The organism is Legionella sp. 227, from assembly GCF_043161935.1.
In the GTDB taxonomy this organism is placed as follows: Bacteria; Pseudomonadota; Gammaproteobacteria; order Legionellales; family Legionellaceae; genus Legionella; species Legionella sheltonii.
Genome location: NZ_CP171154.1, coordinates 1,734,138 through 1,747,290 on the forward strand (window position 1 = coordinate 1,734,138; position 13,153 = coordinate 1,747,290).

Genomic DNA, 13,153 nt, shown 5'->3' on the forward strand with positions numbered 1-13,153 from the left:
AAGGAAAGTTGAGCCGAAGCTCAAGCGATGTCCGCAAAAATCATCGATGAGAACATGTCAGGTAACGGATTTATACTACTTGCCCCGCGGCCCATCCTGAGGACCATGCCCATTGAAAATTATAGCCTCCTAACCAACCGGTGACGTCTAAGGCTTCGCCAATAAAATAAAGGCCAGGAACCTCTTGAGCCTCCATGGTTTTTGAGGAAATCGCATGACAATCCACGCCGCCAATGGTTACTTCAGCAGTGCGATACCCTTCTGTACCATTAGGTTTAACCAGCCACGAGTTGAGTTGTTTCGCCACAGACTCCAAATCACGATTTGAGAGTTCAGCAAGTTTCTTGTCGATAATCTCAGGTGCAATGAAGAGTTCAATAACTCGTTTCGGCAAGTGCATGGACAAGATTGAATTTAATTGTTTTTGTGGTTTATCTGCTCGTGCAGTTTTTAAATAGTTCAGAAGATTAATTTCAGGTAATAAATTAATACAAATGCTCTCTCCTGGATGCCAATAAGAAGACAATTGCAAAATGGCAGGGCCACTCAAACCGCGATGAGTGAATAGCGTATTTTCACGAAACTCAATGCGTGTATTTTTTACTAAACTGTCAACACTAATCCCTGAAAGCGGAGCTATTTTTTCTTTTTCTACAACATCCAAAGTAAAAGGAACTAATCCGGCGCGAGTAGGCCATACTTTGATTCCAAATTGCTCTGCAACTTTATAAGCAAAAGGGGTGGCTCCCATCGTGGGTATGGATAAACCACCAGTGGCAATAACCAATGACTGACAAGGAACAATTCCTCTATTGGTTTTTATTTTAAAATTTTGTGATTTTTGAATGTCTTCTATGCTGGTATTCAATTGGATTGTAACCCCTGCCGCATCACATTCTTTAAGCAACATATCGACAATATCTTTTGATTTATTATCACAAAATAATTGTCCTAAGGTTTTTTCATGAAAGGGAATCTTATATTTTTTTACAAGTTCAATAAAATCCCATTGGGTATAACGAGTTAAAGCAGACTTAAAAAAATGGGGATTATGGGAGTTATATTTTTCAGGTTCAATGTAATAATTAGTAAAGTTACAACGACCACCGCCTGACATTAAGATCTTTTTTCCAACTTTATTGGCGTGATCAAGTACCAAAACCTTACGGTGACGTTTGCCTGCTTCAATGGCACACATCAAACCGGCGGCACCGGCACCTACAATAACGACATCAACTACTTCCATCGGATTTGACTTGTATAAAATAAACGGCTGCAAGAGTAACATGCATCAGGGGTAATTCAAAGGGCGCTCCTTGATCGTAGTGAGATTTTTTTATACGATTGGTTAACTCACTATTTATAAAAGTATTTTATGTCCTTGTTGAAGCATCTTCTGGCAATCTTATTAGGTACTACTGTTTTACCTCTCCGTGTTCTGGTGAATAATACCTTTTATGCACTAGCAGCGCTCTTTTTGGGAGTGGCCGTTCTAGTCGTGCTTCCTATTAATTTGGCGGATACCCTTAAAGAGAAGGGAATACCGAACAGGGTGAATTTTCTAATCACGGCGTTGATTTTTTTGCCGCTACTCACGGCAATAACTACAGTGGCCCTTGCAGGGATAGCAGTTTATCTAACCTTTAATACCGTAATTAATATGCTGGAGTCATTGTGGGTTGGTTTTAAAAATGGCCTACTCTATGGTATGGACGGTTTTTGGAATGCATTAGAGTCACAACGACTGTTCAACCCAATCCCCCCTGAGAGCTCTTCTCGGGCTAGAGTAAACACACAGCACGCAATTAATGCGGTCGATTTTGATGGATTTCAACGCGTTAATATTGAGGACTTGCACGATGTTCCTGTAGCCCCTAAGCCTTTGGAAGTTCTAGATCTGGAAAGCAAAGAAGGGCAGGTGTCCACTAAATTGTTAAGTGAAAATCAATTAAAAATAATCCAGAAGCTCATTGATGAATTACCTAAGCTTAAAGATCCGTTGCCTCCACTGGCGAAAAAGCAATTTGAATCGTTACAAAAGTTATATACGCAATATCAAGATCTATCACTCAAGCTGGAAAAAGTAAGACTTGCTTTAGAACAAGATGATAAAAGCCAAATAAAGGATGAACTGATTGCCGATATGGAGGTGAACACACCTATTTTGCTGGTCAAACAATATCAGGATGGCCAAAAATGGCTTAACATCCCTGCAACCAGTTATGTTACCGATAAAAATAATTTATTACAGTGGTTGCAACATAGTCCGGTTCATCCTCTAAATAAGGATCTTTTGAAAGAACCTGGAGATTATAATGGCAAAAAAACAAGATATATTTGGTATCTGCTGACAAAAGACAATTGCTCGTCCCAAGAGCTTGATGAGGCTGCTGTACAAATGCGCTTTTTAGTCAATGCATTATCCATTAGGTTAACTGAAAAGCAAAAATTAGATTTAGGGCTGGGTTTATCGCCACAATCATTTTTTGCTCCAGTAGCTCATGATAATTCTGTACTTTCTCTGGATAAGGATAATTCAATGAATTTTGGCCCAGGTTAGTATGGTGATCTATCGCTCAAAAAAGACCACCGCTTCTTTCTAGAATAAATGGCATTGCTTTTTTTCTTGTTGGATTCATCACTCAAAAGGACAATTTAAGTTTATACTGTAGATAGGTAAAATGATTCTTTTAAGGGACCAAGATCATGAATGAACTTGATATTTTGCGATTATTTTATGACGAGATGAAAAATCGTGGAACAACTCGAGATCAAGTATTTTTGAGTATGGAAGAGGATGCAGCGGCGATGCTTTCTCAAAAAATACAAAGACCTGTCTCTGTAGAGGAGGTACAAAAATTAACGGACATATGCATTGCCAACGAATGGCTGGAACGGACAACAGCAGACCCTCATTATAAATATTTATCGTTAACTGAAGCGGGATTACAAATTATTTTAGCCAATCGATACAGTTAATTGTTCCTAAAGGGTATAAACTTTAAGCAAAAATAGGTAAAATACGTCAATTTTATTCTTTTTTGTTGTCAATATGCCAAAACGAACTGATATTAAATCCATTCTTATCCTCGGAGCAGGTCCTATCGTGATAGGACAAGCTTGTGAATTTGATTATTCTGGTACCCAAGCAGTACGCGCCCTTAGGGAAGAAGGGTATCGGGTAATTTTAGTAAATTCCAATCCCGCAACCATTATGACCGATCCAGAGCTTGCTGATGCAACTTATGTTGAGCCTGTTTCTTGGAAGGAAGTAGCACGGATCATTGAAATTGAGCGTCCAGATGCTCTTTTACCTACTATGGGTGGACAAACAGCGCTAAATTGTGCGCTGGATCTGGTGCGTGAAGGGATATTGACCAAGTATCAAGTGGAAATGATTGGTGCAACACGTGAAGCAATTGATCGCGCTGAAGATAGAGAAAAATTTCGGCAATTGATGATTAAAATTGGTTTGGATATGCCACGCTCGGCAATTGCCCATAGTATGGAAGAAGCAATCCAGGTGCAAGCACAATTAGGTTATCCAGCCATTATTCGTCCTTCGTTTACTATGGGTGGCAGTGGGGGCGGTATTGCCTATAACCGAGAAGAATTTGAAGAAATTTGCATGCGTGGTTTAGAGTTGTCGCCAACCCATGAATTATTAATCGATGAATCAGTGCTGGGTTGGAAAGAGTATGAAATGGAGGTTGTGCGCGACAAAAATGATAATTGCATTATTGTCTGTACCATTGAGAACTTTGATCCCATGGGAGTCCATACCGGTGATTCGATTACTGTGGCTCCAGCCCAAACACTCACCGATAAAGAATACCAACGCATGCGTGACGCTGCGATTAAGGTGTTAAGGGCGGTAGGCGTTGATACAGGCGGGTCGAACGTACAATTTGCCGTCAATCCTGAAGATGGACGCATGCTGGTTGTAGAAATGAACCCCAGGGTTTCTCGAAGTTCTGCTTTGGCTTCCAAGGCAACTGGATTTCCGATCGCGAAAGTCGCTGCAAAATTGGCTGTAGGCTACACTCTTGATGAGTTAAAAAATGAAATTACGGGGGGCAAAACTCCTGCTTCATTTGAACCAAGTATCGATTATGTAGTGACTAAGGTGCCTCGGTTTAATTTCGATAAATTCCCACAAACTTCCAATACGTTGACGACGCAAATGAAGTCCGTAGGGGAAGTGATGGCCATCGGATCCAATTTCCAAGAGTCATTACAAAAAGCAATTCGTGGGTTAGAAATCGGTCGTTGTGGTTTGCATCCTTTATTCCAAAGAGGTGATTTAGCACGTCTAAGAGGACATTTACGAGAACCGACACCGGATCGACTCTGGTACATTGCCGATGCATTTAGAAGCAATATGTCGCTTGAGGAAATTCATCAGGAAAGTCGTGTTGACCCCTGGTTTTTGGCGCAAATCGAAGAATTGATTGCCTTGGAACGGTCCATAGCAGGTAAAAAACTCTCCGATGTGGATGTTGTGACTTTGCGTTTGCTGAAGCGACGTGGTTTTGCTGATGCTTATTTGGCTAAAATTTGGTCTTGCGCGGAAGAGCAAGTACGTACACGACGTAAAGAATTAGGCATTGTGCCTGTTTATAAACGTATTGATTCTTGTGCTGGTGAGTTCCCCAGTGATACGGCTTATATGTATTCTTGTTATGAAACCCGTTGTGAAGCTCGCCCCGATAAACATAAGAAAAAAATTATGATTCTCGGTGGGGGACCTAATCGTATTGGTCAGGGTATTGAGTTTGATTATTGCTGTGTACATGCTGCTATGGCGCTTAGAGATGCCGGTTGTCAGACCATCATGGTCAATTGCAACCCTGAAACTGTATCTACTGATTTTGATACCTCAGATCGCTTATATTTTGAGCCTGTGACTTTAGAAGATGTATTAGGTATTGTCGATGTAGAGAAACCCGATGGAGTTATTGTTCATTACGGTGGCCAAACCCCCTTAAAATTAGCCCGTGCTTTAGAAGCAAATGGGGTTAAAATTATTGGAACTTCTCCTGATGCCATCGATAGAGCTGAGGATAGAGATCGGTTTCAAAAATTAGTGACTGAGTTGAAATTACATCAGCCCGATAATGGTACGGTACGTAGCGAGGCAGAAGCAATTACTTTAGCCAATAAGATTGGTTATCCATTGGTGGTTCGCCCGTCCTATGTGCTTGGAGGCCGAGCAATGGAGGTTGTCTACCAAGAGGATGATTTACGCCATTATCTCTCGCATGCAGTGGCTGTATCTAATGATTCACCCGTATTGTTGGATAAATTTTTAAATGACGCTATTGAAGTCGATATTGATGCCGTTTGTGATGGAAAGGAGGTGTTGATTGGTGCCGTAATGGAGCACATAGAACAGGCTGGCATTCATTCGGGTGATTCTGCATGTACGTTGCCTCCCTTCAGTCTCAGTGTGGTGGTACAACAAGATTTAATGGAGCAAATGCGCCAAATGGCATTGAATTTAGGTGTAGTTGGTTTGATTAATGCGCAATTTGCGATTCAAGCGGATGACATTTATGTTCTAGAAGTTAATCCAAGGGCTTCAAGGACTGTTCCTTTTGTTTCCAAAGCGACAGGGTTGCCTTTGGCTAAAATTGCAGCGCTTTGCAAGTTGGGAGTTAGTTTAAAAGAACAAGGCTTAAGTCAAAATCATCATATGCCCTCGTTTTATTCAATTAAGCTTCCCGTTTTTCCTTTTATCAAATTTTCTGGAGTAGATTCTATTCTTGGCCCTGAAATGAAATCAACAGGTGAAGTAATGGGTATTGCCAGACGTTTTGGACAAGCTTATGCGAAGGCACAATTGGGCGCTGGTTCTAATATAGCTAAGAGACGACGTGCGTTTGTCTCAGTGCGCGATGCGGATAAAACACGAGTAGGTGAAATTGCAAAGCGATTGATTGAATTGGGTTTTGAAATCATTGCAACGCGAGGTACTGCGTTGGCTTTGCAGGCGGCTGGAGTGGATTGTCGCAGAGTATTTAAGGTCAATGAAGGTAGACCTCACGTTTTGGATTTTATAAAAAATAATGAAATTGATTTTATTGTAAATACAACCGAGGGCAAGCAAGCAATCGCCGATTCTTTTGCAATCAGGCGCAATGCATTACAACACAAGGTCAGCTATACTACGACTTTATCAGGCGCTGAAGCGGCTTGTTTGGCTATGAAATATGAGGATAGAGAGACTGTAACCCGATTACAGGATTTACATTAGGGAACATAAAAATTGTAGCCTGGGTGAAGGCGCAATGATGTCAACTAAATGATGCACTATGGATTAGACAGAGTCATCATCATAAGGATGTATCCCCGTATTATGCTGCGCGCTGATACGGGCTACGTATAAAGCTTAATTGACATCATTGGGTGAAGGTCTTAACTTATTGCGCAAAGCTCTTTCTCTGGTTGTATTGGAGAAAAAGTAGAATTACCAGGGAATTATTTTTTTGAGGTAGATATGAGTAAACACCCCATGACAGTACAAGGTGCGGAAGCACTGAAAGAAGAATTACAACGTTTAAAATTTGTTGATAGACCTCGTATAGTTGAAGCGATTGCTACAGCACGAGCTCATGGTGATTTGAAAGAAAACGCCGAATATCATGCTGCTCGCGAACAGCAAAGTTTTAATGAGGGGCGTATTCAGGAGTTAGAAGCAAAATTATCACATGCACAAATTATTGATATCAGTAAATTACCCAACAATGGCAAGGTTGTTTTTGGTTCAACAGTTACCGTCAGTCATATAGCAACCGATGCGCAGGTTACTTACAAAATTGTTGGTGAAGATGAAGCCGATATTAAACAGAATAAAATCTCTTACAGCTCTCCTATGGGTCGTGCCTTAATTGGTAAAGAATTGGATGACTCCGTCATTGTTAACACCCCAGGCGGTATGGTGGAATACGAAATTATTGATGTGCAGTACGTATAATACGTGAACGTGCCCGTGCGCGGGCACGTTGATGCTTAGGGAAATGAATAGGCAATAATAAGTTTTCTATACGTAAAAAGTGTCAAAAAGGTCTATAGTTAAGTAGAGTATTTTGAATAAATGCTTTAAGTGATTCGCCGCAACAATAAAAAATATAAATAACCTTTGTGTTACTATTACAGGAAGTAATAATGGACACTTTGTCTGAATGGTTTCAAACGACTCCAATTCCGGTTGATGTAATAACGGGTCACTATGATGTAAAGTTAGTGATCTTATCCTATATAATCGCAGTTTTTGCTTCTTATGTGGCTTTAACTCTTGTAGGCAGACTTCGTGCTACGAATAATAAGCATGCACGAATCTACTGGCTTGCAGGCGGTGCTTTTGCCATGGGGGCAGGAATATGGTCCATGCATTTTGTTGGCATGTTAGCTTTTATTATGGGTATGCCCATGGAGTATGATTTAAGTTGGACGGCAGCCTCCCTAATTGTTGCCATACTTGCCTCCGCCTTAGCTTTGTTTATTCTACAGAAAAAAGATTACTCCATTTTGCACTTTGCTTTGGGTGGCTTAATCGTTGGTCTTGCTATATCCAGCATGCACTATATGGGCATGGAGGCAATGAAGGTTCATGTAACGATTCATTATTTACCGACTTTATTTTTTCTTTCTATTCTCATTGGAGTTGCTGCCGCAGAAGCTGCTATTTGGTTAGCCTTAGAAAGCAATTATGGTTCAAGTAAAAGACAATTTAATTTAAAAATATTCAGTTCCTTACTCATGGGGCTTGCCATTTGTGGAATGCATTATACAGGGATGTCCGCCGCAGTATTTACCCCCAATTTATCCCATGTGATGATAAACGAAGATGCAGCGATACAACCTAGTTATTTAGCCTTTTTCATTGCAGGGGTTAGTGGATTAATTTTTGCTCTTGCACTGACTGTCTCAAATTATTATAAAAAAATGGTCACGGCGATCTCAAATAAGAAGGAATTTCTCAATGCAATGCTGGATAACTTAGAAGATGGGATTATCGCATGTAATGCTGAGGGGCGAATTACGGTCTTAAATCATACGATTCAAAAATACATTAACTCAGACAAGTCAAATAAAACCATCAATAACATCTTGGATTATTTTAGTTTTTACACTACGAATAATAAGCCCATTAACCCCGAAGATTTTCCTCTTAAACGCGCTTTAAATGGTGAACGAGTACGCGCTGTTGAACTTCTGATGCATATTAAAAATAATGGGATTCGCAATGTAGTCATTGATGGGCAAAAAATAATTAATTCCGAGGGAAAGAACCTGGGCGCAGTGATTGTAATCCATGATGTTACTGATTTGAAACAAACTGAAAGATTAAAGAATGAATTTGTTTCTATAGTTAGTCACGAGTTACGCACACCACTTACTTCTATTCGGGGTTCTCTCGGACTTTTAGTAAGTGGGGTCATGGGTAAATTTCCCGAAAAAATAATGAAATTGCTTGAAATAGCAAATAATAACTGTGAACGTCTATTGTTGTTAATTAATGATATTTTGGATATTGAAAAAATTGAAGCCGGGAAAATGGATTTTGAATTAAAAGTCACCAACTTAAATGAAATAGTTCAGGAGTCAATAGATGTTAATAAAATGTATGCAGATAAGTTCGGGGTAAAAATTGAATTAATTTCCCCTGAAAAAGAATATTTAGTCACCGTTGATTCCGGTCGTCTAATGCAAGTTTTGGCTAATTTGGTTTCTAATGCCTGTAAATTTTCTTATGAAAAAGAGACGATTACGTTAAGAATCCAACAAATTGATTCATCGGTGCGTGTCTCTATTACCAATAAGGGTACGGGAATATCACCTGAATTCCAACCTCGAATTTTTCAAAAATTTTCTCAAGGCGACTCTTCAACGACTCGAGGAAAGGGAGGGACTGGTTTAGGATTAAATATCAGCAAGACCATTATCGAGAAAATGGGGGGATGCTTAAGTTTTGAGAGTAAGCCTAATGATCTCACTACCTTTTATTTCGATTTACCAATAGCACACCAATTGCATATTAGCCAAGAAAAAAATCAAATAGCTGCCTCAGAGACTAGAAAAAGGCTACTTATTTGTGAAGACGATAGTGATCAATCAAATTACCTCAAATTACTATTGGAATCGGCGGGTTTTCTTGTGGAGGTGGCAAATACCGCGAAAGAGACACGAGAAATGTTAGAAAAACAGGAATACCATGCGCTCTTGTTGGATCTCATATTACCGGATCAAGATGGCGTTTCGTTTATTAGAGAACTGCGCTCCAATAAAAAAACAAAAAATTTACCTATTATTGTGCTTTCAGTGATTGCTGAAACAGGAAGGGAATTATCCAATGGAGATGCTGTTTCAATAGTTGATTGGTTGGATAAACCAATAGATTTTAATAAGCTACTTTTTACAATCAGCAAAATACAAAAAAATAACCTCCAAAGTAAACCTCATATATTGCATGTTGAAGATAATAAAGATACCCAAAAAATTTTAGAAGTGCTGCTGGAAAAACATGCGAATGTTACAACCGCGAATAATTTACACGAAGCAAAAAAAATGCTTGAAAAGGAGAAATATAATTTAGTGATTTTAGATTTATTGTTGCCCGATGGAAATGGTGCCGATATTCTTCCTTTGATATCGAAATATCATGCGCCGGTACTTGTATTTTCTGATACCAAATTAAATGAAGATTATTCTAAGTATGTGAGCCAAGCATTGCTTAAATCGAGTTCCTCAAATGAAATTTTATTAAATACGATTCAAAACCTTATTTAACGGGTTGATTAAAGGAAAGGATGATGGCTGATAAAGAACTTAAGAAGATTTTATATGCAGAAGACGAAGAGGATATAAGAGCGATTGCCCAAATTGCTTTGGAAGATATTGGTGGGTTTACGGTGAGGTATTGTTCTAATGGGAAAAAAATTCTCGAAGAAGCAATAGAATACATCCCCGATTTGCTTTTATTGGATGTCATGATGCCAGAAATGGATGGACCTACTACCTTACGAGAAATACGTAAGAATCCAAATTTTATAAAAATACCCGCTATATTTATGACGGCTAAAATACAAAATAATGAGATACAAGATTATAAGTCGATCGGAGCAATAGATGTCATTAAAAAACCTTTTGATCCTTTGACCCTTGCGACGTCAATAAAAAATGCATGGTTGAAATATAATGGATGAAAAAATACAGAAAAAATTACATGACCTTTTTGTTCTCTATGGCAAGAATTTACCAGAAAAAATTCATAATATAGAGATCCAATGGCATGAGCTACTCAAAAAATGGGATTTAGCAGGCTTTCAAACCTTTCATCGCGATGTCCACAGTTTGTGCGGCTCAGCGGGAACCTATGGTTATATGGAATTAAGTAAGACAGCACGCCAGATGGAAATATTATTAAAGGAAATTTTAGTTAATGGACTATTAACTCATGAGGATCAGGAACTAATTAATTCTTTTTTTGCCCAATTAAAAAGTGTATTAGCTAGAGAGGCTCCTAAAAGACCACTCATTTTTACGGACGTAACGGAACTTACCGACAATAAATTAGTGTACATCTTAGAACAGGAAACTGATTTAGTTCATGAACTGAGTGAAAATCTTAAATACGCTGGCTATCATGCACACCCTATCGATGATATAGGGTCTTTATTAAGTTCAGTTCAAGAAAAACAACCTATTGCACTAATTGTTGACACCAATTATTTGAAAAAATCTGCTCTGGATAAACTGATTGCGATACAAAAAAAGCAGAAAACACCCATTCAATTATTTTGTATCGTTCCCAATGCTGAGTTAGCACCGCGACTTACCGCAATACGTGCCGGTTGTGTGGCTTATTTTCAAAAGCCCCTCGATGTAACGTATTTAGTACAAGAATTAAATATAAATTGCAGTTCAACCGTTAATGAAGCATACCGCATTTTAATTCTGGATGACTCTAAGTCACTTGCTGAATATTATTCACTGATTTTAAAACAAGCGGATATGATTACTCGCGCCATCACCAATCCATTAAATTTATTAAAAGAGCTTGAAACTTTTCAGCCCGATCTATTGTTGATGGATATTTATATGCCAGAATGTTCTGGTTTGGAGCTTGCTGCGTTACTGCGTAAGGATAGAAGATATACTAAAATGCCTATTGTTTTCCTCTCTACAGAGGATGACAAAAATAAAAAATTAGCAGCGATTAGTTTGGGCGGAGATGATTTTCTTACCAAACCTGTTTCACCACAGGATTTGGTTTCAGCGGTACGCTCACGATCCAACCGTGCAAGTATTTTAAATTATTACATGACTACAGATAGTCTGACGGGTTTATTAAACCATTCGAGTATTTTAAATCGTTTAAATATTGAAGTGGCTAGAGCGAAACAACAGAACTCACCTTTGTCTTTTATTATGATCGATATTGATCATTTTAAATTGATAAATGATACCTATGGTCATCCTTTTGGTGATCTGGTAATTAAAAAGCTGGCCTCATTATTTATGGTTAGTTTACGTAATCGAGACATTATCGGACGATATGGCGGGGAGGAATTTGCAATCATATTGCCCGGTGCTGATCTGGAAAGCAGTCTAAAAATTTGTAATGATTTACGGCTTCAATTTTCCAGAAATTATTTTACGGTGAATGAGCAAAAAGTTCATGTGACGATTAGTGTTGGCATTTCATATTTTAATGGCAATCATGATATCAACAGCATTGTAATCCAGGCAGATAAGGCTTTATATAAAGCCAAGGAAAAGGGTCGGAATCAAGTAGTTGTCTTTGATGAAACACTTATTGTGAATTAGTGTTCTGAGCCCATTGAAATTCCTGGTCTGTATTTGCTATTCAGTTAAAATTCGCTCCAACTTGTGGAGAGGGGACAGAGGTTTGGGTTTACTCGCTGTAATCAATGCGCCAGCCGCCCTGAGAGACCTCTTCTCCTTTGTTCCTGTCATCCTGTGCTTAGCGAGGGAACTTCTCGTTTTGTAAAGTGCTCAAGGAGAGTGATATCTCGTTGCACTTGGGATGACGGGATGAGGGGAGAAGGGAGGTTTTCTTAACCTATGGAAATGGTCCTAGGATGAAGAGGGAGGTAACCTGGGTTTTGTAGAGTCCCCAGGTTCATTCTTCTATTAGGGTTGAAATACGTCTTGTTGAATCCCACCCACAACCCATTGAGGATTGTTAGGGAATTGACGAAAGTGCCAAATTTCATCAAGCTGGCTTGGTTCATCATTTTCTTTAATAGTGCCAGTAAAGCGAACACTTGCGATTAGAGAATTAGATTGTCTTGAAACATCAAGTAATTCAGCGTCTAAACGGATGACTTCTGTTTTATTAGGCGCATCTCCCCGCTCATCCAATTGCATTTTAATTTCTGCAAATACCTCGGGTGCGGTGAAATCACTCATATCTTGAAGATTCTTTTGATCGTAAGCTGCTTGTAATCGATTAAATGTCACCTTTGCTTCACGTAAAAAGGCCTCAGGTACAAAACCTGCAGGATACTCAGCAACGCCATTATCGCCATAACCCCCTGCACTGCTGCTATTGAAAGATTGGGTAAAATTACTAAAAGGATTTTGGTTAAAGGAGTTGCTTTGACTTTGTCCTGACTGAAAGCCCGGCTGCATTCTTTTGCGGAAAAAACCGACAATGAAAAAAATAATCGCACCTACAATGATCCATGACAAGATCCCACTGGTAAGACCATGTCCCATAAATAAGCTGGTCAGTAAGCCGCCAATTAATAAACCACTGAGTAAACCACCCCATCTGCTTGGATTTTTGGTGCTTTGTCCCATAACACTGGATTTCTGCACTTTATTTTGAGAAAACAGGGCGTTTTGTGAACGCTGTATGCCAAAGCTTCTACCTGAGCCAAAACGCTTAGCAGAGGCTTCGTTAACCAGCAGGCCAAAACTGAATAAGGCAATAAGCAAATAGGAGATAAACGTACGCATAAAATAGACCTTTCTTTTTTCCAATTGAGATAAAGAGTATATATGAAATCCAAGGAATCTGCCTCTTTGTTGTTAAAATTTTAACTATAATTAACATAAAAAGTTGAATGGACTTTAAAAATTTGGCCTCAGTCACGTAGGATGGACATGATGCAATAATGAA

At 39.0% G+C, this 13,153-nt stretch carries 9 protein-coding genes; 7 read left to right on the plus strand and 2 right to left on the minus strand.

What is annotated here, in order from left to right; genetic code table 11:
- Positions 1-70: 70 nt before the first annotated feature.
- The gene (locus ACF8MK_RS07495; RefSeq protein WP_392538782.1) at positions 71-1,246 is read right to left on the minus strand and encodes an NAD(P)/FAD-dependent oxidoreductase; all 1,176 of its coding nucleotides are present in this window, start codon (positions 1,244-1,246) and stop codon (positions 71-73) included.
- A gap of 129 nt (positions 1,247-1,375) precedes the next feature.
- Here ACF8MK_RS07495 and ACF8MK_RS07500 point away from each other — a divergent pair, with 129 nt between their 5' ends.
- The 7 genes from ACF8MK_RS07500 to ACF8MK_RS07530 all read left to right on the plus strand — a co-directional run bounded on the left by ACF8MK_RS07500 (position 1,376) and on the right by ACF8MK_RS07530 (position 11,832).
- Positions 1,376-2,560, plus strand: a complete 1,185-nt coding sequence (locus ACF8MK_RS07500; protein WP_392538783.1) for a coiled coil protein — start codon at positions 1,376-1,378, stop codon at positions 2,558-2,560.
- A gap of 146 nt (positions 2,561-2,706) precedes the next feature.
- A complete protein-coding gene (locus ACF8MK_RS07505; RefSeq protein WP_265703164.1) occupies positions 2,707-2,979 on the plus strand; it encodes a hypothetical protein in 273 nt (90 codons plus the stop codon).
- Between the two features lie 73 nt (positions 2,980-3,052).
- Entirely contained in the window at positions 3,053-6,256 is a 3,204-nt protein-coding gene (gene carB, locus ACF8MK_RS07510; RefSeq protein ID WP_392538784.1) for a carbamoyl-phosphate synthase large subunit, read from the plus strand.
- A 243-nt stretch (positions 6,257-6,499) separates the two neighbouring features.
- Entirely contained in the window at positions 6,500-6,976 is a 477-nt protein-coding gene (gene greA / locus ACF8MK_RS07515; RefSeq protein WP_392538785.1) for a transcription elongation factor GreA, read from the plus strand.
- Positions 6,977-7,167: 191 nt separating this feature from the next.
- A complete protein-coding gene (locus ACF8MK_RS07520) occupies positions 7,168-9,792 on the plus strand; it encodes an MHYT domain-containing protein (protein ID WP_392538786.1) in 2,625 nt (874 codons plus the stop codon).
- A gap of 23 nt (positions 9,793-9,815) precedes the next feature.
- Positions 9,816-10,208 carry a response regulator gene (locus ACF8MK_RS07525; protein WP_392538787.1) on the plus strand — a complete coding sequence of 131 codons (393 nt, stop codon included), beginning with the start codon at positions 9,816-9,818 and terminating at the stop codon, positions 10,206-10,208.
- On the plus strand, positions 10,201-11,832 hold the full coding sequence (locus ACF8MK_RS07530) for a diguanylate cyclase (protein ID WP_265703169.1): 1,632 nt from the start codon (positions 10,201-10,203) through the stop codon (positions 11,830-11,832). Before ACF8MK_RS07525 ends, ACF8MK_RS07530 begins: the two co-directional genes overlap by 8 nt.
- A 327-nt stretch (positions 11,833-12,159) precedes the next feature.
- Here the strand turns inward: ACF8MK_RS07530 and ACF8MK_RS07535 are convergent, their stop codons facing one another.
- A complete protein-coding gene (locus ACF8MK_RS07535; RefSeq protein WP_392538788.1) occupies positions 12,160-12,990 on the minus strand; it encodes a Tim44 domain-containing protein in 831 nt (276 codons plus the stop codon).
- Positions 12,991-13,153 lie beyond the last annotated feature (163 nt).